Annotated in this window: 19 protein-coding genes; 11 read left to right on the top strand and 8 right to left on the bottom strand. The window is 60.4% G+C overall.

Translation table 11 applies throughout. The annotated features are described in order from the left end of the window. Positions 1-45: 45 nt before the first annotated feature. Complete coding sequence (locus tag BW33_RS16280; protein ID WP_047600015.1) at positions 46-1,011, bottom strand: hypothetical protein; 966 nt, start codon at positions 1,009-1,011, stop codon at positions 46-48. A gap of 71 nt (positions 1,012-1,082) precedes the next feature. Next, positions 1,083-1,220 (bottom strand): hypothetical protein, encoded by a 138-nt coding sequence (locus BW33_RS30010; protein WP_003222780.1) that lies wholly within the window; start codon positions 1,218-1,220, stop codon positions 1,083-1,085. A gap of 892 nt (positions 1,221-2,112) precedes the next feature. Between BW33_RS30010 and BW33_RS16270 the strand changes: the two genes are divergently transcribed. Next, positions 2,113-3,531 carry an amino acid permease gene (locus BW33_RS16270; RefSeq protein ID WP_047600014.1) on the top strand — a complete coding sequence of 473 codons (1,419 nt, stop codon included), beginning with the start codon at positions 2,113-2,115 and terminating at the stop codon, positions 3,529-3,531. 222 nt (positions 3,532-3,753) lie between these two features. Continuing rightward, positions 3,754-4,167, top strand: coding sequence for an alternative ribosome rescue aminoacyl-tRNA hydrolase ArfB (gene arfB, locus BW33_RS16265; protein WP_047600013.1), 414 nt, complete (start codon positions 3,754-3,756; stop codon positions 4,165-4,167). Here arfB and BW33_RS16260 read toward each other — a convergent pair. The 6 genes from BW33_RS16260 to phhA form a co-directional block, all read right to left on the bottom strand. Then, on the bottom strand, positions 4,164-5,363 hold the full coding sequence (locus tag BW33_RS16260) for an MFS transporter (protein WP_047600012.1): 1,200 nt from the start codon (positions 5,361-5,363) through the stop codon (positions 4,164-4,166). The two genes, arfB and BW33_RS16260, sit on opposite strands and share 4 nt — an antisense overlap. 103 nt (positions 5,364-5,466) lie before the next feature. Beyond that, on the bottom strand, positions 5,467-5,649 hold the full coding sequence (locus BW33_RS16255) for a hypothetical protein (RefSeq protein WP_025113527.1): 183 nt from the start codon (positions 5,647-5,649) through the stop codon (positions 5,467-5,469). A gap of 70 nt (positions 5,650-5,719) precedes the next feature. Continuing rightward, positions 5,720-5,851 carry a hypothetical protein gene (locus tag BW33_RS30330; RefSeq protein WP_269079447.1) on the bottom strand — a complete coding sequence of 44 codons (132 nt, stop codon included), beginning with the start codon at positions 5,849-5,851 and terminating at the stop codon, positions 5,720-5,722. 284 nt (positions 5,852-6,135) lie between these two features. After that, on the bottom strand, positions 6,136-7,329 hold the full coding sequence (locus BW33_RS16250) for an amino acid aminotransferase (protein WP_047600011.1): 1,194 nt from the start codon (positions 7,327-7,329) through the stop codon (positions 6,136-6,138). Next, positions 7,329-7,685, bottom strand: coding sequence for a 4a-hydroxytetrahydrobiopterin dehydratase (locus BW33_RS16245; RefSeq protein WP_003222798.1), 357 nt, complete (start codon positions 7,683-7,685; stop codon positions 7,329-7,331). The genes BW33_RS16250 and BW33_RS16245 overlap by 1 nt, the downstream gene beginning before the upstream one ends. A 118-nt stretch (positions 7,686-7,803) precedes the next feature. Further along, positions 7,804-8,595 (bottom strand): phenylalanine 4-monooxygenase, encoded by a 792-nt coding sequence (gene phhA / locus BW33_RS16240; RefSeq protein WP_047600010.1) that lies wholly within the window; start codon positions 8,593-8,595, stop codon positions 7,804-7,806. Between the two features lie 389 nt (positions 8,596-8,984). On the opposite strand from phhA, the gene BW33_RS16235 reads away from it, so the two are divergent. The 9 genes from BW33_RS16235 to BW33_RS16195 all read left to right on the top strand — a co-directional run bounded on the left by BW33_RS16235 (position 8,985) and on the right by BW33_RS16195 (position 22,913). Then, on the top strand, positions 8,985-10,547 hold the full coding sequence (locus BW33_RS16235) for a sigma-54-dependent phenylalanine hydroxylase transcriptional regulator PhhR (protein ID WP_047600009.1): 1,563 nt from the start codon (positions 8,985-8,987) through the stop codon (positions 10,545-10,547). Between the two features lie 272 nt (positions 10,548-10,819). Next, entirely contained in the window at positions 10,820-11,560 is a 741-nt protein-coding gene (locus BW33_RS16230) for a flagellar basal body rod protein FlgF (protein WP_007965507.1), read from the top strand. A 45-nt stretch (positions 11,561-11,605) separates the two neighbouring features. Next, entirely contained in the window at positions 11,606-12,391 is a 786-nt protein-coding gene (flgG, locus tag BW33_RS16225; RefSeq protein ID WP_003222804.1) for a flagellar basal-body rod protein FlgG, read from the top strand. Positions 12,392-12,443: 52 nt separating this feature from the next. Then, positions 12,444-13,139 carry a flagellar basal body L-ring protein FlgH gene (gene flgH / locus BW33_RS16220; protein WP_047600008.1) on the top strand — a complete coding sequence of 232 codons (696 nt, stop codon included), beginning with the start codon at positions 12,444-12,446 and terminating at the stop codon, positions 13,137-13,139. Positions 13,140-13,166: 27 nt separating this feature from the next. Beyond that, on the top strand, positions 13,167-14,255 hold the full coding sequence (locus BW33_RS16215) for a flagellar basal body P-ring protein FlgI (protein ID WP_150113624.1): 1,089 nt from the start codon (positions 13,167-13,169) through the stop codon (positions 14,253-14,255). Positions 14,256-14,266: 11 nt separating this feature from the next. Beyond that, a complete protein-coding gene (gene flgJ, locus BW33_RS16210; RefSeq protein ID WP_047600007.1) occupies positions 14,267-15,550 on the top strand; it encodes a flagellar assembly peptidoglycan hydrolase FlgJ in 1,284 nt (427 codons plus the stop codon). A gap of 21 nt (positions 15,551-15,571) precedes the next feature. Next, positions 15,572-17,617, top strand: coding sequence for a flagellar hook-associated protein FlgK (flgK, locus tag BW33_RS16205; RefSeq protein WP_047600006.1), 2,046 nt, complete (start codon positions 15,572-15,574; stop codon positions 17,615-17,617). 13 nt (positions 17,618-17,630) lie between these two features. Further along, a complete protein-coding gene (locus BW33_RS16200; RefSeq protein ID WP_047600005.1) occupies positions 17,631-19,202 on the top strand; it encodes a flagellar hook-associated protein 3 in 1,572 nt (523 codons plus the stop codon). A gap of 108 nt (positions 19,203-19,310) precedes the next feature. After that, positions 19,311-22,913 (top strand): glycosyltransferase, encoded by a 3,603-nt coding sequence (locus BW33_RS16195; protein WP_047600004.1) that lies wholly within the window; start codon positions 19,311-19,313, stop codon positions 22,911-22,913. Positions 22,914-23,070: the final 157 nt, after the last annotated feature.

Genomic DNA, 23,070 nt, shown 5'->3' with positions numbered 1-23,070 from the left:
GACAGCTCCTGCAGGGAGCAGTGGCTGCAAAACAGAAGTTACTGCTTAGAAGACGAAGCGTCCGTCAAACACCGGCTTGTCATCCAGCGCCAACACCCCGCCAGAGAAGATCAGATCGAGGTGATGACTGCCCTTGGCGCCACCGCCGAGGCCCAGGTGCAGGCCGCAATGGCGCTCCTCGAACCCGGCATTGCGCGCATACAGGTCCTTCACGCCTTCATTGGTGCCAATCCCCAGCTCCTCAATCCGCCGGTTCGACGGGTTGGCGTCCAGGTACTTGTTGAAATCATGCTCCAGCCCCGGCACGTCGGTGGCGATGCGGCTGATGGTCGAGTTCTCGATCCACAGCTCCAGTGGCGACTCGAGCACGCCGTACTTGCGGGCGAAAGGGATGGTGCTGAGGAACGTGCCCTTGAATTTCACATGGCCGTTGATGGCTTCGCTATGGGTGGCGATTTCGCCGGGGGCCAGGTCGAAGTTGCCGACGCCGTTGATGTCGGTCCACTTCTTGATGCTGCTCAGCGGCGTTTCAAACCATGAGCCATGTTCGTCCTTGAAGCTCAGCGTGGTGGCCTGCGACATGCGTTGGATCAAGTGGCTGTTGAGCCCGGCGATGCGCTGCGGGGTGACGCTGAAAGTGTCGTAGAAATAGTCGCCGTAATCCTTGAACAGCAGCGACTTCTTCCAGTTTTCCGCCATCACGCCTTGCAAGGCGCGAACGAACTCCGGGCCGTCGGGGCGCGGGTTGGGCAGGGTGGAAGAGTCGTAGAAGAAAATGTACAGATCGCTGTCGGCGATGGCCGCGGTCAGCGTGGCGGTGCTTTCCAGGTCCAGGCGTCTGGCGTTGAAGGTGAAGCGGGGGTGATCGCCGGCCTGTTCGGCGATGGCGCCGGTCAGGGCTTCGTAATCGGCGGTGTGGCCGAGCAGTACCTTCGCCGAGTCGAGACCGGCAAGGGCAGGGTGATGTTCGAGGTAGTAAAGGAAATGCGAGATCGCGCGGGGCTTATCCATGTGTCCTCCCTGACTGACCGTGAAGAAAGCGGCAGGCACGACCGGCCGGATCGTGCCTGCCCGGGGATGTCTTACAGAGGCCACATCGCCGTGCCGAACGGAACCACCGCGTCGGCTTGCATCATTTCCACAGCCGCCTCATGGGTTGGTGCTTCGAACCATTCGTCCAGTTGCAGTTCGGTGTCCAGGTCTTTTTCCAGTGCTTGCATGGTCGATCTCCTAGATGACTTTCACGGTTATGACTGGCCGGTCGAGTTGGCCGGCAAGACGTGAAGAACCTAGTTCAGGGTGTTTTGTAATGCAAAAAATTATTTATTTAAAATTTAAATAAACTTTTTATTCTGTTTTTGACTGGTGGATTTCTTATTTGAAAACAAAAAACTAAGCGGCAACTTTCGTTAGCAAGCTTGCTACCGTCAATTTGCAGACGTCCTACAGAATTTTCCGAAATGGAAAATCTGCGTTACGCATCGTAAAGAAAAGTTTACGAAAACACCGGTAAAGCCCACTGGATTTACCCCCTTGCCGACGCTGTAAGGAAAACCTGCCGAAGCATGGTCGAAAAGGCGTCGCGCAAGGCTCTGGCGCGCTTGTTTCAGCGCCGTTTGCAGGGTGAGATGCGCCTCATGCCTGTCGTGCAGGTACATAACAAGAAGGAGGCGCAATGAACGCCGAGATTGATCTTCACTTCTCTCCGTGGGGCGGTTTTTCGCTCGTCCCCGTCGATGGCCTGCAAAGGCCTGACTCAATTTTTGCAGCCGCCCGGGCATCTCGAGGCGGATCCACGCAATCCCGGCAAGCGCCACGCTGATCCAGCGGGGTCTGGCAGCAGGGGGTTAGCGGTGTACAATGCGCCGCGTTTTAACTGTGACCCTCTGCGTAATCGCGAAACCTCAAGGCCATCCGCCTTGTTCACTCCGCCGCGTCACAAGCGTGTCGGGTTCGATTTCGTCACAGATAAAAACAAACAGGTGACGCATGACCGTTGTAAAAAAGCTGAATTCCTGGTGCTTGCGCTGGGGTTTGATCGGGGTTGTCTGAAATCGCAACCTTGCAGCAACGTCTACTGAACATCATCAAACCTTGCGTGAGACCTTTTTCATGAGTGGACAACCCTCGCAATCAGGCGAGCTGAAACGCGGCCTGAAAAATCGCCACATTCAACTGATCGCCCTCGGTGGCGCGATCGGTACCGGATTGTTCCTCGGCTCGGCCGGGGTCCTGAAATCCGCCGGCCCGTCGATGATCCTCGGCTACGCCATCTGCGGTTTCATCGCCTTCATGATCATGCGCCAGCTCGGCGAGATGATCGTCGAAGAGCCGGTGGCCGGTTCCTTCAGTCATTTCGCGCACAAGTACTGGGGCGGTTTTGCCGGTTTCCTGTCGGGCTGGAACTGCTGGATTCTGTACATTCTGGTGGGCATGTCGGAGCTGACCGCGGTCGGCAAGTACATCCACTACTGGGCGCCGGACATCCCGACCTGGGTCACCGCTGCCGCCTTCTTCGTGCTGATCAACGCGATCAACCTGGCCAACGTCAAAGTCTTCGGTGAAGCCGAATTCTGGTTCGCGATCATCAAGGTCGTGGCGATCGTCGGCATGATTGCGCTGGGCAGCTACCTGCTGGTCAGCGGCCATGGCGGCCCGCAGGCCTCGGTCAGCAACCTGTGGTCGCACGGCGGGTTCTTCCCCAACGGCGTGAGCGGTCTGGTGATGGCGATGGCGATCATCATGTTCTCCTTTGGCGGTCTGGAAATGCTCGGTTTCACCGCTGCTGAAGCCGACAAGCCGAAAACCGTGATCCCGAAAGCGATCAACCAGGTGATCTACCGCATCCTGATTTTCTACATCGGCGCGCTGGTGATCCTGCTGTCGCTGACTCCGTGGGACAGCCTGCTGGAAACGCTCAACGCTTCCGGCGATTCGTACAGCGGCAGCCCGTTCGTACAAGTGTTCTCGATGCTCGGCAGCAACACCGCCGCGCACATCCTTAACTTCGTGGTTTTGACTGCGGCGCTGTCGGTTTACAACAGTGGCACTTACTGCAACAGCCGCATGCTGCTGGGCATGGCCGAGCAGGGCGATGCGCCGAAAGGTCTGGCGAAGATCGACAAGCGCGGCGTGCCGGTGCGCTCGATTCTGGCTTCCGCAGCGGTGACGCTGGTCGCCGTGCTGCTTAACTATCTGATCCCGCAGCACGCGCTGGAGCTGCTGATGTCGCTGGTGGTTGCAACGCTGGTGATCAACTGGGCGATGATCAGCTTCTCGCACTTCAAGTTCCGTCAGCACATGAACAAGACCCAACAGACGCCGCTGTTCAAGGCGCTGTGGTACCCGTACGGCAACTATGTCTGCCTGGCGTTCGTGGCGTTCATCCTTGGCGTGATGCTGCTGATCCCGGGCATCCAGATCTCGGTGTACGCGATCCCGGTGTGGGTCGTGTTCATGTGGGTCTGCTACGTGATCAAGAACAAGCGTGGGGCGCAACAGGCGCTGCACGCGGCGAGTGCTTCGAAGTAAGCGTTGACGCAACAAACGACAAACCCGGCCAACGTGCCGGGTTTGTCGTTTCTGGGGTTTACACAATCCCTTATAGGAGTGAGCCTGCTCGCGATAGCGGTGTATCAGTCGACGAATATTTATCTGACTTCCGCTATCGCGAGCAGGCTCACTCCTACAGGGGGATCGGAGGCTCGGACGGTTTCGCGGTATCCTGCACCTTCTGAATACGGACGCTTTTCCATGCTGGTGATTTCCAACAACGTGCATCTGCCGGACGCCGAGATCGAATTGACAGCCATTCGCGCGCAAGGCGCCGGCGGACAGAACGTCAACAAGGTCTCCAGCGCCATGCACCTGCGCTTCGACATTCCGGCCTCGTCCTTGCCCGAGTTCTACAAGGAACGGCTGCTGGCGCTGCGTGACAGTCGCATCACCAGCGATGGCGTGCTGATCATCAAGGCTCAGCAATACCGCACGCAGGAAGCCAACCGTGCCGATGCGCTGGAGCGTCTGACCGAGCTGATCCTCAGCGCCACCAAGGTCGAAAAGAAACGCCGTCCGACCAAGCCGACCCTCGGCTCGAAGAAGCGCCGGCTCGAATCCAAGACCAAGCGCGGCAGCATCAAGGCCGGGCGTGGCAAAGTGGATTTCTAGTCTTCGCGATACTTCGCCGTGTGCTTGTAAAGGTACACGCTCAGCGCCAGGCCGCTGAGCGAGGCGAGGGCGGCGAACAGGAAGATCGAAGCAAAACCGAAACCCGCCGCAATCGCCCCGGCCAACGGTCCGGTGATCCCCAGCGACAAGTCGATGAACAGCGAGTACGCGCCGACCGCCGCACCACGGCTGGACGCTGGCACCAGATTCACCGCCTCCACGCCCAGCGCCGGGAACACAAGCGAGAAGCCGAAACCGCTCAGCGCCGCACCGGCCAGCGCCCAGTGCGCATCCGGTGCCAGCCAAAGCAGTAACAGGCCCAGGGTTTCCACCGACAGGCAGGCGATCGCCACGCGGAAGCCGCCGAGACGGTTGATCAGGTTGCCGAACAGCAGCCGCGCGCCGATGAAGCTGGCACCGAACAGGCTCAGGCACAACACCGCGTTATCCCAGTGCCGGGTGGCGTAATACAGGGTGATGAAGGTGGCGATGGTGCCGAAACCGATCGAGCCCAGCGCCAGTCCGCAACCGTGCGGGAACACCCGACCGAGCACATGCATGAATGGCAGGCGCTCACCGGTAACAATCGGCGCCGCGGTTTTCGGCCACGCCAGCAGCAGGCCCAGGGCTGCCAGCAGAATGATGCTGACGCCCATGCTCCACAATCCCAGCTGGCCGACCAGCCACACGCCGAACGGCGCACCGACCGCCAGTGCGCCGTAACTGGCTATACCGTTCCACGAGATGACTTTGGCGGTGTTCGCCGCGCCAACGCGGCCGATGCCCCAGCCAATCGATCCGGAACCGACCAGACTTTCCGCGCTGCCCAGCACCAGACGGCCGATCAACAGGCTGATCAGGCTGAGCATCGGCAAGTTGGGTGTCCAGGCCGAAATCAGCATGAACACACCGCTCAAGCCACAACCGGCCAGACCGATCATTACCGCGCGCTTGCTGCCCTGGTTATCGATGATCTTGCCGGCGTACGGACGGCTGAGCAGGGTGGCGAGGTATTGCACGCTGATCACCAGCCCCGCGATCACCGCGCCGAAGCCCAGGTCACTGTGGACGTAACCCGGCAGCACCGCGAGCGGAATGCCGATGTTCAGATAGCCGATGAAGGTGAAGAGGACGATGGACACGACTTGCAGCGTGACCGCCAGGGGGCGCTGGGGTTGTGGCATAGAGGACGACATGGGGAACGATCCACGGCAAAGCAGGATTAGATAGGCTGCTTATGATACCGGCGCGGACGTGTCAGGGGCGGGGAAAAGTAAAACTATTTGCCGGAGGGCAGCTTCACGACTTGGCCGGGGCGACCAGTTGCGTGGTGACGAGGGCGGCGAGGGCGTTTTCTTCGCTGCCGAAACGGGCGAGCAGGGCGGCCTGTTTTTCCGGGGAGAGGCGGTTCCAGATCTCGATCATTTTCTCGGTGGCACCGATCAGAACGGCAGCTTGGCTTTCAGAGAATTCGTCGGTCATGGCGGGCTCGGTTTCAGGCGGTGTGGAAAGCGCATCTTAGCGCTTTCCACACGGTCTGTACGGCGGGGTTTTACTCTTCGCTATCGGCCTTGCGGCTCTCAACGGCTTCTTTCGGCTCGGGCTGCTGGGCGCCGGCTTGTTGCGTGGTCGTCTGCTCAGTTTCGTGCAGGCTTGGGAAGGGGAGATTAGGAATCTCGTGCATGGTTGCGCTCCTCGCTAAGTCTGTTGATAGATCTGGTAGATCCGCGCTTCTTGAAAGCCTGCGCAGGATACAGCAGGAAAAATGACAATCAGACTTTTAATTGAAAATAATGCGACAGATGGCCGCAGGGGGAAGAGAGTCGCCGCGAAACAACGGTAGGAGCTGCCGCAGGCTGCGATCTTTTGACTTTGATTTTGAAAACAAAGATCAAAAGATCGCAGCCTGCGGCAGCTCCTACAGGGTATTGCGGAGTCGATCGGGAGCGATCAATTGCGGTGGCGGTGTTACTTGCAGACGTCGGCGATGGCCTCGGCCAGCAGCGCCAGGCGCGTGGCGTCGATCCCGGCGACGTTGGCCCGGCCCGAGCTGACCATGTATACGCTGTGCTGCTCACGCAGTTGTTTGACCTGCTCCGGAGACAGCCCGGTGTAAGAGAACATCCCGCGTTGCACGCCAATGTGCGCAAAACGCTCACGCAAACCGTGCGGCTCCAGTGCTTCGACCAGACCGCTGCGCAACTGGGCGATACGCAAGCGCATGGCTTCCACCTCGTCGGCCCAGCGGGCTTTCAGCTCCGGGTCGGCGAGGATGGTCGCAACCACGGCCGCGCCGTGATCCGGTGGCGTCGACCACAGGTTGCGGGCGATGTGCGCCAGTTGGCTGCGGATGTCGATCAACTTGTCAGCGGTTTTCGCGCAGACGATCAGCGCACCGGTGCGTTCGCGATACAGGCCGAAGTTCTTCGAGCAGGAACTGGTAATCAGTAGCTCGGGTACTTCTGCGGCGAACAGTCGGGTCGACCATGCGTCCTGCTCCAGGCCGTCGCCGAAGCCCTGGTAGGCAAAGTCGATCAGCGGCAGCAGGTCACGGCGGCGCACGACGTCGAGCACACGCTGCCAGTCGTCGTGACTCAGGTCGAAACCGGTCGGGTTGTGGCAGCAGGCATGCAGCAGCACCACGTCGCCCTTCGGCACTTCGTTGAGCACGGCGAGCATTGCATCGACGTCGAGGCGGTTGTCGCTGCCCACGTACGGGTAGTGACTGACCTTGACCCCGGCCGAGGCGAAAATCGTTTCGTGGATCGGCCAGGTCGGGTTGCTCAGCCACACGCCCTTGCCCGGCAGGCACTGGGCGATGAAGTCGGCCGCCAGACGCAGCGCGCCGGTACCGCCCGGGGTCTGGGTGGCGCCGGCGCGCTGTTCGGCGATCAGCCTGGAGTGGGCGCCAAGCACCAGTTCATTGATGACTTTGCCGAACAGCGGATTGCCGTGCCCGCCGATGTAGGTCTTGGTGTCCTGGCTTTCGACCAGTCGCGCCTCGGCGATTTTCACCGCTTCGGGGATCGGCGTCAGGCCCTGGGCATCCTTGTAGACGCCAACGCCGAGGTCGAACTTGCGCGGGTTAGTGTCCTGCGCATAGGCCTCCATCAAACCGAGGATCGGGTCGCCGGGTACCCGGCCGATGGCGTCAAAGTGCATTACTTGCGTCCTTCTGCGGTCTTGGCCACTTCGTCAGTGCGCGCGGCCATGATGAAGTCGTTGCGGTGCAGGCCTTTGATCGAGTGGCTCCACCAGGTCACGGTCACTTTGCCCCACTCGGTCAGCAGGCCCGGGTGGTGACCTTCGGCCTCGGAGATCTCGCCGACCGCGTTGGTGAAGGCCAGCGCATGCTTGAAGTTCTTGAACAGGAAGACTTTCTCCAACTGCATGATGCTGTCGCGTACTTCGATGTTCCAGTCAGGGATCTGCTTGATCAGGATCGGCAGTTCTTCGTCGCTGACTTGTGGCGCATCGGCACGGCAGGCTTCGCAGTGGGCTTGGTTCAAAGTGGACATGGTGTGGTTCCTGAAATCGAGTGTGTTTTTTTTATAGAAACTATCGGCCCGTCAATGCCGTCACGCTAAACCAAAGTGGCGGCGACTGACAGACTCAATTGTCAGCAAAAGTCGCGGATCACGCGGCTTTTGGTTTTGGCGGAAACTTTGGTGCGTGCAACCCCAGCTGCATGCCTTGGCGAACCATGGCCATGATGTCTTCATGGGCGACGTCGAACAGGCGCTTGAGGTTCGGCAGGACAAAGTACAGCGGCTGCAGGATGTCGATGCGATACGGTGTGCGCATGGCTTCCAGCGGATCAAAGGCCTGATGCTCGGGTTCGTCCGAGAGGGAGTAAACGGTTTCCTTTGGCGAGGACAGGATGCCGCCGCCGTAGATGCGCTTGCCTTGCGGCGTGTCGACCAGGCCGAACTCGATGGTCATCCAGTACAGGCGCGCCAGGTACACGCGTTCTTCCTTGGAGGCCTGCAGGCCGAGTTTGCCGTAGGTATGGGTGAATTCGGCGAACCATGGGTTGGTCAGCAGCGGGCAGTGACCGAAGATCTCGTGGAAGATGTCCGGCTCTTGCAGGTAGTCCAGTTCTTCACGGGTACGAATGAACGTGGCCACCGGAAACTGTTTGCTGGCGAGCAATTCGAAGAAGGTCTGGAAGGGGATCAGTGCCGGGACGCGGGCAACCTGCCAACCGGTGGTCTCACCGAGCACCTTGTTGATCTCGCCCAGCTGCGGAATGCGGTCGTGGGGCAGACCGAGTTTTTCGATACCGTCCAGGTATTCCTGGCACGCACGACCCTCGATCACTTTCAACTGGCGGGTGATCAGCGTGTTCCACACCGCGTGTTCTTCGGCGGGGTAGTCGATAAACCCTTGCGCATCGGGCTCGCGAGCCACGTATTGCGTCTGCTTCATACTGCTCTCCTGCTAGGGGAATTCGTTCTTGTTATGTCCAGCGATGGGGTCAGGATTACCCGAGAGTGGGGTGGGGTGCAGCAGGTTGAACGCGGTCCTTGCAGGAATAATCGGCGTATTTCGTAAATAAATCGTTACGCTTTGGCCGGTATCTCGCATTTGCGGTGATTTGCAGGTTTGAAAAGGGGCGTGGCTGTCACATAATCTTGACAACTATCTGCGCGCCATCACAGAAAAGTCAGGCGCTAACCCCCCTCTGTGGGAGCGAGCCTGCTCGCGAATGCGGTCTATCTGACACTTCAATGCTGAGTGTGCAGCCGCCTTCGCGAGCAGGCTCGCTCCCACAGGTTCTGTGTTCAACGTTATTACTGGTTTGTCGGGTCATTTATATGCGTATCAAAGTCCACTGCCAGAATCGCATCGGCATCCTGCGCGACATCCTCAACTTGTTGGTGGAGTACGGCATCAACGTTGCGCGCGGCGAGGTTGGCGGTGAGCACGGCAATGCGATCTACCTGCACTGCCCGAACCTGATCAACATTCAGTTCCAGGCGTTGCGGCCGAAGTTCGAGGCGATTGCCGGGGTGTTTGGGGTCAAACGCGTCGGGCTCATGCCCAGCGAGCGTCGGCACATGGAATTGAACGCGTTGCTCGGTGCGCTGGAGTTCCCGGTGCTGTCGATCGACATGGGCGGCTCGATCGTCGCTGCCAACCGCGCGGCGGCGCAGTTGCTCGGGGTGCGGGTGGATGAAGTGCCGGGGATTCCACTGTCGCGCTACGCCGAGGATTTCGACCTGCCGGAACTGGTGCGCGCCAACAAATCGCGAATCAACGGCATGCGCGTCAAGGTCAAGGGCGACATCTTTCTCGCCGACATCGCGCCGCTGCAATCGGAGCACGACGACAGCGAAGCCATGGCCGGTGCGGTACTGACCTTGCACCGCGCCGACCGCGTTGGTGAGCGCATCTATAACGTGCGCAAGCAGGAGCTGCGTGGGTTCGACAGCATCTTCCAGAGCTCGAAAGTGATGGCCGCTGTCGTGCGTGAAGCCCGGCGCATGGCGCCGCTGGATGCGCCGCTATTGATCGAAGGCGAAACCGGCACTGGCAAAGAATTGCTCGCCCGTGCCTGTCACCTCGCCAGTCCGCGCGGGCAGTCGCCGCTGATGGCGCTCAACTGCGCAGGGCTGCCAGAGTCGATGGCCGAGACCGAACTGTTCGGCTACGGCCCCGGCGCGTTCGAAGGCGCGCGGGCCGAAGGCAAGCTCGGTCTGCTGGAGCTGACGGCGGGCGGCACGCTGTTCCTTGATGGCGTCGGTGAAATGAGCCCGCGCTTGCAGGTGAAGTTGCTGCGCTTTCTGCAGGACGGCTGCTTCCGCCGGGTCGGCAGCGATGAAGAGGTGTATCTGGATGTGCGGGTGATCTGCGCGACCCAGGTCGACTTGTCCGAATTGTGCGCGCGCGGCGAGTTTCGTCAGGATCTGTATCACCGCTTGAACGTGCTGTCGCTGCACATCCCGCCGCTGCGCGAATGCCTCGACGGCTTGACTCCGCTGGTGGAACATTTCCTCGATCAGGCCAGTCGCCAGATCGGTTGCTCGCTGCCGAAGCTGGCGCCGGCGGCGATGGATCGCCTCAGTCATTATCACTGGCCGGGCAACGTGCGGCAGCTGGAGAACGTGCTGTTCCAGGCGGTTTCGCTGTGCGAGGGCGGCACGGTCAAGGTCGAGCACATTCGTTTGCCGGACTACGGCGTGCGTCAGCCGCTTGGCGATTTCTCGCTGGAGGGGGGGCTGGACGAGATCGTTGGACGCTTCGAGAAAGCGGTGCTGGAGCGCCTGTATTCCGAACACCCGAGCAGTCGGCAACTGGGTAAGCGGTTGGGGGTTTCGCATACCACCATCGCTAATAAGCTCCGCGAATACGAAGTCGGTAAAGACCCTGAAGCTTGAGATCAAAAGATCGCAGCGTGCCGCAGCTCCTACACGGGCAGACATTTTCAATGTAGGAGCTGCCGAAGGCTGCGATCTTTTGATCCTTTGCCGCCTAGCGGCATAACACCGCCGGTTTTTCGACTTCGATACATTTCAAATTTCCCCGCAAAACCCCTCAAGTCCTTTGTTTACCGGGCCGCAAGCCGCCAGAAAAAAGTTGGTCTGCAAATTGCTTATGGCTCAGCAGTACAGCGGTGGGCGGCAAACGTCCGGCATGCAGAGGAAAGAGTGTGGACAAGTACCTTTATGTGGCAATGACCGGCGCCAGTCAGAACGCACTGGCGCAAAAGGCCCATGCCAACAACCTGGCGAACATCTCCACCAATGGTTTTCAGCGCGACCTGGAGCAGGCGCGTTCGATGCCGGTGTTCGGTGACAGCTTTCCGGCGCGTGCGTTTGCCATGAGCGAACGGCCCGCCACCGACTTCACCGCCGGTTCGCTGGTGCAGACCGGGCGTGACCTCGACGTGGCCGTGACCGGCAACGGTTTTATTGCCGTGCAGAACCCTAACGGTGGCGAAAGCTACGTGCGCACCGGCAGCCTCAACATCGACGCCCTCGGCGTATTGCGCGCCGGCAACGGCATGCCGGTACTCGGCAATGGCGGTCCGATCGCCGTGCCGCCGGAGCAGCAGGTCGAAGTCGGTGAAGACGGCACTATCAGTATTCGTGCGATGGGCGAAGGCCCGCGCGTCATGGCGGAAGTGGACCGGATCAAACTGGTCAACCCGGACATCAAGAACCTCAACAAAGGTCTCGACGGCTCGATCTACACCAAGGACGGCCAGCCGGCGCCGGCCGATGCCAACGTCAAACTGGTGTCGGGTTTTCTTGAGTCGAGCAACGTCAACGCCGTGGAAGAAATGACCTCGGTGCTGGCCCTGGCCAAGCAGTTCGAGTTGCACGTCAAGATGATGAACACCGCCAAAGACGACGACCAGGCCATGGCTCGGGTCTTGCAGATCAGCTAATTATCAGAACGTCGCGCCGTAAAACAGGCGCACGAGGAGAATCGAATGCTTCCGGCTCTATGGGTTGCCAAAACCGGTCTGTCCGCCCAGGACACCAACCTGACCACCATTTCCAACAACCTGGCGAACGTCTCGACCACGGGTTTCAAGCGTGACCGTGCCGAGTTCCAGGACCTGCTGTATCAGATCAAGCGTCAGCCAGGCGCCCAGTCGACCCAGGACAGCGAACTGCCGTCGGGTCTGCAACTGGGTACCGGTGTGCGCATCGTCGGCACCCAGAAAAACTTCACCGCCGGCAGTCTGCAAACCACCGAACAGCCGCTGGACATGGCCATCGACGGTCGCGGTTTCTTCCAGATCCTGCAGCCGGACGGCACCACGTCCTACACCCGTGACGGTACTTTCCACCTCGACTCCAACGGCCAGATCGTCAACGCCAGCGGTTTCGCCCTGGAACCGGCCATCGTCATCCCGAACAACGCGCAGAGCTTCACCGTCGGCACCGACGGCACCGTGTCGATCACCGTGCCTGGCAACCCGGCTGCTCAGGTGATCGGCAACCTGCAAACCGCCGACTTCATCAACCCGGCCGGTCTGCAGGCGGTGGGCAACAACCTGTTCCTGGAAACCGCTGCTTCCGGCGCGCCGCAAATCGGCACCCCGGGCCTGAACGGTTTCGGTACCACGCTGCAGAACACCCTGGAAGGTTCCAACGTCAGCACCGTTGAAGAGATGGTCAACATGATCACCACTCAGCGCGCCTACGAGATGAACTCCAAGGTGATCTCCACCGCCGACCAGATGCTCTCGTTCGTAACGCAGAATCTGTAATCAAGTCTATGGGGCGGTCTTGAGGCCGCCAGCAACACCGTGAGGTAGGGTCATGAAACGCTTCGTATCTGTTCTGGCATTGGGTGGGGTCGTCTCGCTCGCGGGCTGTGTCGCCCCGACACCCAAGCCCAATGACCCTTATTACGCTCCGGTGTTGCCGCGCACGCCGTTGCCGGCAGCCGCCAATAACGGCTCGATCTATCAGGCCGGTTTCGAACAGAACCTGTACAGCGACCGCAAGGCGTTTCGGGTGGGTGACATCATCACCATCACCCTGAATGAGCGCACCCAGGCGAGCAAGAACGCCAACTCGCAAATGGACAAGAACAGCGACAACTCGATCGGTCTGACTTCGTTGTTCGGCTCCAGCCTGACCACCAACAACCCGATCGGGGGCAACGACCTGAGTCTGAACGCCGGCTATAGCGCCGACCGCTCGACCAAGGGTGACGCCAAGTCCGGGCAGAGCAACAGCCTGACCGGTTCGATCACCGTGACCGTCGCAGACGTGCTGCCCAACGGCATCATCGCTGTGCGTGGCGAGAAGTGGCTGACCCTCAACACCGGTGACGAACTGGTGCGCATTGCCGGCATGGTTCGTGCCGATGACATCGCCACCGATAACACCGTGTCGTCGACGCGTGTTGCCGATGCACGCATCACCTACTCGGGTACCGGCGCGTTCGCCGATACGAGTCAGCCAGGCTGGTTCGACCGTTTCTTCCTCAGCCCGCTGTTCCCTTTCTAGGTGGCTACGTTGAATCTGAAAAGCTTCATGCTGGCGGCGGCCATGATGTCCGCTGCCTTTGGTGCTCACGCCGAGCGGTTGAAAGATATCGCCAGCATTTCCGGCGTGCGTTCCAACCAGTTGATCGGTTACGGCCTGGTGGTCGGGCTTAACGGCACCGGCGACCAGACGACGCAAACCCCGTTCACCCTGCAGACCTTCAACAACATGCTCTCGCAGTTCGGCATCAAGGTGCCGCCGGGATCGGGCAACGTGCAGTTGAAAAACGTCGCGGCGGTATCGGTGAGTGCCGATCTGCCGGCGTTCGCCAAACCGGGTCAGCAGGTCGACATTACCGTGTCTTCCATCGGTAACTCCAAGAGCCTGCGCGGCGGCACCCTGTTGCTGACCCCGCTCAAGGGTATCGACGGCAACGTCTACGCCATCGCTCAGGGCAACCTGGTGGTCGGCGGTTTCGATGCCGAAGGTCGTGACGGTTCGAAAATCACCGTCAACGTTCCGTCGGCCGGTCGTATCCCCGGTGGTGCGTCGGTTGAGCGTTCGGTACCGAGCGGTTTCAATCAGGGCAACAGCCTGACGCTGAACCTCAACCGTTCCGACTTCACCACCGCCAAACGCATCGTCGACAAGATCAACGACATGCTCGGCCCTGGCGTGGCGCAAGCCATCGACGGCGGCTCGATTCGTGTGACGGCGCCGCTCGATCCGAGCCAGCGCGTCGACTATCTGTCGATCCTCGAAAACCTTGAAGTCGACCCGGGTCAGGCGGTGGCGAAAGTCATCATCAACTCGCGTACCGGCACCATCGTCATCGGCCAGAACGTGAAAGTTTCGCCGGCCGCCGTGACTCACGGCAGCCTGACTGTGACCATCACCGAAGACCCGATCGTCAGCCAGCCGGGCCCGTTGTCCAACGGCCAGACCGCCGTGGTGCCACGCTCGCGGGTCAACGCCCAGCAGGAAGCCAAGCCGATGTTCAAGTTCGGCCCGGGTACCACCCTCGACGAAATCGTGCGGGCGGTGAACCAGGTCGGCGCGGCACCGGGTGACCTGATGGCCATTCTCGAAGCACTGAAGCAGGCCGGCGCGTTGCAAGCCGACCTGATCGTGATCTGAGGGCGGCGACCATGGATATGCGCAAAGGCAGTCTGGTGGGCACTGGCGATTCGGGTTCGTACTCCGATCTCAATCGTCTGAACCAGCTCAAGGTCGGCGACAAGAACAGCGATGCGAACATGCGCAAGGTGGCGCAGGAATTCGAATCGCTGTTTCTTGGCGAAATGCTCAAGTCGATGCGTTCGGCCACCGAGGCGTTGGGTAAAGACAACCCGATGAACACGCCGGCGGCCAAGCAATATCAGGAGATGTACGACCAGCAACTGGCGGTGTCGCTGTCCCGCGAGGGCGGTGGTATCGGTCTGGCCGACGTGCTGATGAAGCAGATGTCGAGGAACAAACCGCTGGCACCGGGTGAGGCGGCGGCCGCATCCGCCGCCAAGCAAGAGGCGGCGAAAGCCGCTGCGGTGCAGACGCCGATTGCCGCCGGCACCACGGGGATCGGCCCGCTGTCACGGCTCAATGGCGAGCGCCCGTTGTGGGCGTCGCGTTCCGGGCGTGTCGCCAATACCGAAGCCGTGCACACCAACGACATGGAAATGATCAACAAGCGTCGTCTGGCATTGCCACCGAAGCTGGCTGATCGTTTGCTCGCCGGTCTGGTGCCTTCCGCCACGCCGACTGTGGCCAATGCCTTGCCGCAACGTGCCGCGACCACGGCCGCCACCGGCGCCGGCCCGCTGTACAACGGCGACTGGCTGACCCGTGCCGAAGACGCCAAGGCGTCCGGCGGGCAAATGCAGATTTACGGTCGGGCGATGGCGCAGATTCCGCTGGCGCCGGCCAAGCGCGCGTTCGGCTCCGCCGATGAATTCGTCAACACCATGCTGCCGATGGCCAAAGAAGCCGCCGCGCGTATTGGCGTCGATCCGCGTTATCTGGTGGCACAAGCCGCACTGGAAACCGGCTGGGGCAAATCGGTCATGCGCGCCCAGGATGGCAGCAGCAGTCACAACCTGTTCGGCATCAAGGCCAGCAGCAACTGGACCGGCGATTCGGCCCGGGCGATCACCAGCGAGTTCCGCAACGGGCAGATGGTCAAGGAGACGGCGCAGTTCCGTTCCTATGCCTCGTACAAAGACAGTTTCCACGATCTGGTGACTTTGCTGCAGACCAACAATCGCTATCAAGATGTCGTGAAGTCGGCCGATAACCCAGAACAGTTTGTACGCGAGTTGCAAAAGGCCGGTTACGCGACCGACCCGAACTACGCGACGAAGATTTCGCAGATAGCCAAGCAGATGAACAGTTTCGAAAACTACGCTGCGGCCGGCGTTTCAACGACGCCTCTATAAACACACGGTAAGGTTTGAATCATGAGTTTGCTCAATATCGGGATGTCGGGGTTGTCCGCGAGTTCTTCCTCTCTCGCGACCACAGGTAACAACATTGCCAACGTCGACACCGCCGGTTATTCACGTCAGCAAACCGTGCAGGGCACCAAGTCCTCGCAGCAGTTCGGCAACGTCTTCATCGGTACGGGGACGACCCTGGCCGATGTGCGCCGGGTCTACAACTCTTACCTTGAAAACCAGCTGCATACCGCCACCTCGCTCAACAGCGAAGCGGCTGCGTACGGTGCCCAGGCCACTGCGCTGGATGCCTCGATGTCCGATACCAACACCGGCCTGACCGGTGTGCTGCAGAAGTTCTTCACCTCGATGCAGGGCGTAGCGACCTCGGCCACCGACGACACTTCCCGTCAGTCGGTGCTGACCGGTGCGCAGGCGCTGACCAGCCGTTTCAATGCGCTGGCCAAACAGCTGAACGATCAGAACACCACGATCAACGGCAACCTGGGCGACATGACCTCTCAGGTCAACAAACTGGCCACTTCGATTGCCAATCTCAATCAGAAGATCGGCGAGATTTCCACCAGCGGCGGCCAGCCGAACGATCTGCTCGACAGCCGTAACGAAGCCGTGCGCCAGCTCTCCGAGCTGACTGGGGCGCAGGTCGTCGAACGTGGCACCAGTTTTGACGTGTATATCGGCACCGGCCAGCCGCTGGTGATCGGCAACACCACCAACACCCTGAGCACCGTGCCGAGCAAGGACGATCCGACGCGGATGGCCATTCAGCTGGACCGCGGCTCAAGCGTGATCGACATTACGTCGGCCATGAGCGGTGGCGAAATCGGTGGCCTGCTGACTTATCGCAAAGAAGTGCTCGACCCGGCGCTCAATGAGTTGGGGCGTGTTGCACTGGTGGTGGCCGATCAGGTCAACAGCCAGCAAGCCCAGGGCATCGACAAGAACGGTGACTTCGGCGCGGCAATCTTCAACAACATCAACAGTGCCGCGCTGGTCAGTCAGCGCAGTATTGCGCAGTCGACCAATAGTGCCGGCTCGGGCAACCTCGATGTCACCATCAAGGACACCGGCAAGCTGACCACCAGCGATTATCAGGTGACCTTCACCAGCGCCACCAACTATTCGGTCAAGCGCTCCGATGGCACCGACATGGGGTCGTTCAGCACCACGACCACACCACCGCCGGTGATCGACGGCTTCACCCTGGCCCTCAACGGCGGCGCCCTGAGCGCTGGCGACACCTTCAAGGTGACGCCGACGCGTAACGCGGCGAGCACTATTCAGACGGTACTGACCGATCCGAAGAAAATCGCTGCGGCGGCACCGTTGACCGGCGTGGCCAGTGCCAACAATTCCGGCACCTACACCCAGCCGACGCTGACCGATTCGATCAACATCTACAACCCGGCGTCGCAGACCGAGTTGCAGAATGCGCTCAAATATTCGACGCCGGTCAAGCTGGTGTTCGGTGCGGTCGCCAGCGGCAGTCAGTCGTACAACATGGTCGACGCCAAGGGCAACACCATCGGTTCGGGCACCATCGTGCCGGGGCAGGCCAACACCTTGAACCTCAAGGTCGGTATGGTCGACTCCACCGGTGCGCCGGTAATGGACACCACTGTCACGCCGAACGTGCAGAAGACCTTCACCGTACAGACCACCGTGGGCGCGACGCCGAAGTCCGGCGAAACCTTCACCATCAACCTGACCGGCGCGGCCTCTTCGGACAACCGCAACGCACAGGCACTGGTTGGCCTGCAGACCAAGCAGACCGTGGACACCGGCAGCGGCAGCAAAGGCATCAGCCTGACCGACGCCTACAACAAGCTGGTGACCAATGTCGGTACTAAAGCGGCGCAGAGCAAATCCGACAACGCCGCCACCTCGGTGATTCTGGATCAGGCCAAGGGCGCGCGTGATTCGCTGTCCCAGGTCAACCTCGATGAAGAGACCGGCAACCTGGTCAAGTATCAGCAGTACTACACAGCGTCTTCGCAGATCATCAAAGCTGCGCAGGAAACCTTCGCCACGCTGATCAACAGTCTTTAAGGAGTCGTAATTCATGCGCATTTCCACCGCCCAGTATTACGCGACGCAAGCTGCTCAATATCAGCGCAACTACAGCAAGACGGTCGAGACCGCCAACGAAGCGAGCAGTCTGCAGCGCATCAACACCGCTGCCGACGATCCGATCGGCGCCGGTCGTCTGCTCAAGCTGGGTCAGCAAAGTGCGATGCTCGACCAGTATCAGGGCAATATCGACACCACCAAGAGCGCGCTGACCGTGCAGGAGTCCACTCTGAACTCCATCACTACAGCTTTGCAGCGCGCCAAGGAAATCGGCCTGGCCGCCAACAACGGCATCGCCACCGATGCTGACCGCAAGGCGTACGCGGCGGAACTGGGCCAGATCCAGCAACAGGTGCTGGGCCTGATGAACTCCAAGGACGCCAACGGCAACTATCTGTTCTCCGGTTCCAAGACCGATACCGCGCCGTACTCGCAGAACGTCGACGGCACCTACACCTACAACGGTGACCAGACCCAGATCAATCTGGGCATTGGTGACGGTATGTCGGTCGCGACCAACACTACCGGTTGGGACGCGTTCCAGCAGACCATCAACACCAGCCGCACCCAGACCACCATGACCGCTCCGGCGGTGGATGACGGTCGTGTGGTGCTGTCCAACGGTACGGTCGGCACTGCGGCGACGTACAACGCCAAATTCTCCGGCGGACAGCCGTACACTGTCAGCTTTGTCAGCAGCACCCAGTTGAAGATCACCGATGCCTTGGGCAACGACGTGACGTCCGAAGCCAGCCAGAACGGCGTGATCAGCAACAGCAACGGCACCAACCAGGCCGTCAGCTTCCGCGGCGTCGACTTGAAGTTGAACATCAACCTCAAGGCCGGTGACACCAATCCGGACGCGGTCATCGCCGGTCACAGCTTCCAGCTGTCGGCCACGCCTGACTCATTCACCACCGCGCGCAGCCCCGGCAATCCGTCGACCGCAGTGATCACCGGCGCCAGCGTGACCGACCAGGCGGCCTACAGTGGGGCTTTCCCGTCGGGCGGCGGTGCGGTGCTGAAGTTCACCAGCGCCACCGACTTCGATCTGTACGCGGCACCCGTGACCGCTGACAGCAAACCGGTGTCCTCGGGCACCATGGTCGGTGGCAACGCCACGGCTGCCGGTGTGACTTTCGCCATCGGCGGTACGCCGGGCGCGGGCGATCAGTTCTCGATCCAGTCCAACAACCACCAGACCCAGAACGTGCTCGACACCCTGGGCCAGATGGTCACGGCGCTGAACCTGCCGATCGATGGTGATCCGGTGGTCAAGCAGCAATTCCAGGGGGCCATGGAGTCGGCGTTGGGCAACCTCGATAGCGCCTCCAACCAGATTGGCGCTGCCGTGACCTCGATCGGTGCTCGTGGACAGTCGCTCGACGACCAGGACACGACTAACCAGAGTCTGATTCAGGCCAACACCATGACCCAGGGTTCGATCCGTGACTCGGATCCGGCCGAGGTGATGACCCGCCTGACCTTGCAGCAGACCATGCTGCAAGCCTCGCAGTTGGCCTTCAGCAAGATCAGTCAGTTGGGGCTGTTCAACAAGATCTGACGCTAACGGGGCGCGCGAGCGCCCGTTTGCCCAGTTCCTCAGTTTATGTTTTTAGCGGTTTCATGGGCTCGCTTTACCGAGCGGGCTCGTACCGCCTGCGAGCCCGCCGTGAATCCACTTCCTCTCGTCAGCCTTGTCATTCCTGCCTTCAATCCGCGCTTCTTCGAGCGCGCATTGCGCAGTGCCGTCAGCCAGGGTTATGGCCATCTCGAAATCATCGTGTGCGATGACAGTCGTGGTCCTGAAATCGAAGCCATCGTCGCGGCGATAACCGAGCAGAGCGGGGTTGCCGTGCATTACGTGCGTAACCCGCGCACCTTGGGCATGGTCGGCAATCTGCAAGCCTGCCTGGATCTGGCCCAGGGCGAATTCATCAAGTTTTTGTGTGATGACGATCAGCTGTTCGCCAGCTGTATCGAGCGTCAGGCTGATGTGTTGGCCAATCGTGACGAAGTCAATCTGGTGCTGGCCCAGCGTCTGTTCTGGGACGCCGACGACATGGTGCTGCCTTCACGCCTGGAAAATACGCCACTGTCACCGGTCAGTGGGTTGTTCAAGGGGGATGACCTGCTGGCGCTCTTCGAGACGTTCCCGTCGAACCTTCTCGGTGGTTTCAGTAATGCCCTGTTTCGTCGCGCCGACGTTGTCGAATTGCTGCCGGCGCTGACGCAGCCGGACCACTGTTTCGTGGCGAGCCTCGATTTCGCGTTGTTCGTGTGTTTGCTGCGACGCGGCAACGCGGTGATCTCCAATCATGTCTTGAGTATCGAACGCCTGTACCCGGATCGCCTGAGTGGCCAGCAAGTGATGAAGGATGCTTTGGCCGTCGAGCAGCAATGGCTGCTGCAAATGCTCAAGGCGCGCAGTGGAGAATCGGCGCCCGCGAAGGGGTGGGTGCGTTATGTGCCTATGCCCAAGGCAGATGAGTCGCCCCGGGTCTGGGTGGAGCTGCCGCTGAGCCGCACGCTGGGTACCAAACAAAGTGCGCAGATCTGGCAGGTCGGCGCGGACAGCCAGAGTTTTGCCGAACTCTATGCGCAATGGCTGGAGTGCCGCAGGCTCAGTGACGTGCAGAGCAGATTGCTGCCGGACACGCTGGCGAGCTGGCCGTCCACGCCGCGAATCGTGCCAGTCGTGGTGGATGAGCAGGGCAGTCCGGCGGCGCTGGAACGAACCCTGGAGAGTCTCGCCGCGCAGGTCTATCCACCCGAGTTGACGCTGGTACTGTCCACCGATTGTTCCGAACCGGTACTGGACGGGCGGGTGTTCCATTTGCCGTTGCAGGACGATTACCTGCAACAGATCAATCAGCTGCTGCCGCAGCTCGAAGGTGCTGACTGGTTTTATCTGCTGCGCGCCGGTGATCGTCTGGTGCCCCCGGCCCTGCTGATGATGGCCGAGCGCATTGCCTTCAACAGCGCCCTGCATTGTCTGTACAGCGATGAAGGCAGCTTGCGTGCAGGGGAATCGGTGGAGCCGGCATTCAAGCCCGACTTCAACCTGGATCTGATGCGCAGCTACCCTTATGTCGGCCGCGCGCTGGCGTTCCGGCGTGAGGTTTTTCTGGCGCTCGGCGGTTTCGATTCGACCTTCACTGAGCTTGCGCCTCACGACATGCTCTGGCGCATGGTTGAAGACCACGGGACCCAGGCGGTCGGACATCTGGCCGAGATTGCCATCGAGTCGACATTCGACCTGACCCAGTGGCTGTCGCTGCCGGCCGTGACGCAAAACAATTCACGATTGCTGTCGGCCCATCTTGACCGTCTGGGTATCTCCCACGACCTGCGCCGAGGCAGTGTCGAACTGCTCAATCGAGTCGATTATCGGCATGCGCATCGGCCGTTGGTCTCGATCATCATTTCGACGCGCGACCAGATTGCGGCGCTGCAACGCTGTGTCGAGAGCCTGCTGGAAAAAACCGCTTACAGCGAATATGAGCTGCTGCTGGTCGACAATGGCAGTCAGACCGCCGAGGCCCGTGCCTGGCTGGATGGCATGGCGCAATTGGGCAGCGAGCGTGTACGCGTGCTGAGCTACCCGCAGCAGGGCAATGTCGCCGCATTGCGCAACTTTGCCGTGAGTCAGGCAAGGGGCGAATACGTCCTGCTGCTCAATCCTTATACGGTGATCACTCAGGCTGAATGGCTCGACGAACTGCTCAATCACGCTCAGCGCCCGGAAGTCGGCATCGTCGGTGCCAAGCTTTTCAATCCTGATGGCTATGTTTTGCATGCAGGTCTGGTGCTCGGTTTGCAGGGGCCGGCCGGCTTGCCGTTCTATGGCCAGTCGATGCAATCCTCCGGCTACATGTTCCGTTTGCAGGTGGTTCAGGATCTGAGCGCCGTGGGCGCCGATTGCCTGATGGTGCGCAAGTCGGTGTTCGAAGCCGTGGGCGGCCTGGATGAGCAGAGCCTGCCGCGCATGCTGTATGAAGTGGATCTGGCGCTGCGCGTAGCCCGGCAGGGTTATCTGGTGGTGTGGACGCCCTATGCGGCGCTGGCGCTGGGTGCGCAGCCAGTCGATGCGGTCAACGATGAAGAAGGGGTTTCGCACAATCAGCAAGAAGAAGCGTTCTTCAAGCGCTGGCTGCCGGTTGTTGCCCGTGACCCTGCCTACAATCCCAATCTGTCTTTGCACAAGCACACGGGCTCAAGCTTCACGCTCGAACCGGGCTTGCGCACCGGCTGGAGTCCTTTCAGCACTAGCACTCTGCCGAAGATTCTCGGGTTGCCGATCAACGCCTCCGCAATCGGTCACTATCGCATCACACAGCCGTTGATCGAACTCGAAGCGACAGGTCGGGTGCAAGGGCAGATTCGCTATAGCGTGAACCTGCCGCCGATCGTTGAAATCGAGCGTATGTCGCCTGATGTAATCGTTCTGCAAGGGCGTTACACGGAGGCGCCGGTCAACGAAATGCCGGTGCTGTGCAACTACTTCAATGCGCGGCGCATCTACGAACTGGACGATTACGTCATCGATGTTCCGCATCGCAATGCGCATATCCGTAACATGCCGGACAAGTATGAGATGGAGCGCATTGTTCGGCGGGCGATCGGCATGTGCGACCGTGTCGTGGTCTCGACTCAGCCATTGGCCAACGCATTGTCGGACATGCATCACGACATTCGCGTTGTACCGAACATGTTGGCGAAAGAGTTCTGGTGCAACCTGCGCAGCCAGCGCCGCACTTCGAAAAAACCGCGAGTCGGCTGGGGTGGCGGCACCAGTCACCATGGTGACCTGGCAGTGATCGCCGATGTCGTGCGCGAACTGGCCGATGAAGTCGACTGGGTATTTTTCGGCATGTGCCCGGATGACCTGCGCCCCTACATGCATGAGTTCCACGGGGTGATTCCCCTTGATGCGTACCCGGCGAAACTGGCCAGCCTCAATCTCGATCTGGCCCTGGCGCCGCTGGAGTTCCACATCTTCAACGACTGCAAGAGCAACCTGCGTCTGCTGGAGTACGGGGCTTGCGGTTACCCGGTGATCTGCACCGACACCGAGGCCTATCGCGGCTACCTGCCGTGCACGCGGGTCAAGACCAACACCACGGATGAATGGCTGCAGGCAATCCGCATGCACCTGGCTGACCCGGATGCCAGCTACCGCATGGGTGACGAGTTGCGCGAGGTGGTGCTGCGCGATTACGTGCTGCGAGGCGATAACCTGCGTTACTGGGAGAATGGCTGGCTGGCGGATTGATTGATTCGCGCAGGCCTTCTTGAAAGAACGGGCGACTTTGCAGTCGCCTGTTTTTTTTGCCTGTGAAACTCGTAATTGCATCAATCCTGATACATTTTTTTGCCGACGGCTTAAGCGGTCACGGGGTTTTTGAGTCTGGTGACGGATTCATCCCTTT

The organism is Pseudomonas sp. RIT288 (assembly GCF_000631985.1).
Taxonomy (GTDB): domain Bacteria; phylum Pseudomonadota; class Gammaproteobacteria; order Pseudomonadales; family Pseudomonadaceae; genus Aquipseudomonas.
This window is presented reverse-complemented; position numbering and strand designations above follow the sequence as displayed.

Coding starts and splice junctions, on each gene's coding strand:
- BW33_RS16245 (WP_003222798.1), bottom strand. CDS start 7,685: ATGTCCACTTTGAACCAAGCCCACTGCGAAGCCTGCCGTGCCGATGCG.
- phhA (WP_047600010.1), bottom strand. CDS start 8,595: ATGAAGCAGACGCAATACGTGGCTCGCGAGCCCGATGCGCAAGGGTTT.
- BW33_RS16260 (WP_047600012.1), bottom strand. CDS start 5,363: ATGTCGTCCTCTATGCCACAACCCCAGCGCCCCCTGGCGGTCACGCTG.
- arfB (WP_047600013.1), top strand. CDS start 3,754: ATGCTGGTGATTTCCAACAACGTGCATCTGCCGGACGCCGAGATCGAA.
- BW33_RS16280 (WP_047600015.1), bottom strand. CDS start 1,011: ATGGATAAGCCCCGCGCGATCTCGCATTTCCTTTACTACCTCGAACAT.
- BW33_RS30330 (WP_269079447.1), bottom strand. CDS start 5,851: ATGCACGAGATTCCTAATCTCCCCTTCCCAAGCCTGCACGAAACTGAG.
- BW33_RS16255 (WP_025113527.1), bottom strand. CDS start 5,649: ATGACCGACGAATTCTCTGAAAGCCAAGCTGCCGTTCTGATCGGTGCC.
- BW33_RS16270 (WP_047600014.1), top strand. CDS start 2,113: ATGAGTGGACAACCCTCGCAATCAGGCGAGCTGAAACGCGGCCTGAAA.
- BW33_RS16215 (WP_150113624.1), top strand. CDS start 13,167: ATGCTGGCGGCGGCCATGATGTCCGCTGCCTTTGGTGCTCACGCCGAG.
- flgK (WP_047600006.1), top strand. CDS start 15,572: ATGAGTTTGCTCAATATCGGGATGTCGGGGTTGTCCGCGAGTTCTTCC.
- BW33_RS16250 (WP_047600011.1), bottom strand. CDS start 7,329: ATGCACTTTGACGCCATCGGCCGGGTACCCGGCGACCCGATCCTCGGT.
- BW33_RS30010 (WP_003222780.1), bottom strand. CDS start 1,220: ATGCAAGCACTGGAAAAAGACCTGGACACCGAACTGCAACTGGACGAA.
- BW33_RS16235 (WP_047600009.1), top strand. CDS start 8,985: ATGCGTATCAAAGTCCACTGCCAGAATCGCATCGGCATCCTGCGCGAC.
- flgG (WP_003222804.1), top strand. CDS start 11,606: ATGCTTCCGGCTCTATGGGTTGCCAAAACCGGTCTGTCCGCCCAGGAC.
- flgJ (WP_047600007.1), top strand. CDS start 14,267: ATGGATATGCGCAAAGGCAGTCTGGTGGGCACTGGCGATTCGGGTTCG.
- BW33_RS16200 (WP_047600005.1), top strand. CDS start 17,631: ATGCGCATTTCCACCGCCCAGTATTACGCGACGCAAGCTGCTCAATAT.
- flgH (WP_047600008.1), top strand. CDS start 12,444: ATGAAACGCTTCGTATCTGTTCTGGCATTGGGTGGGGTCGTCTCGCTC.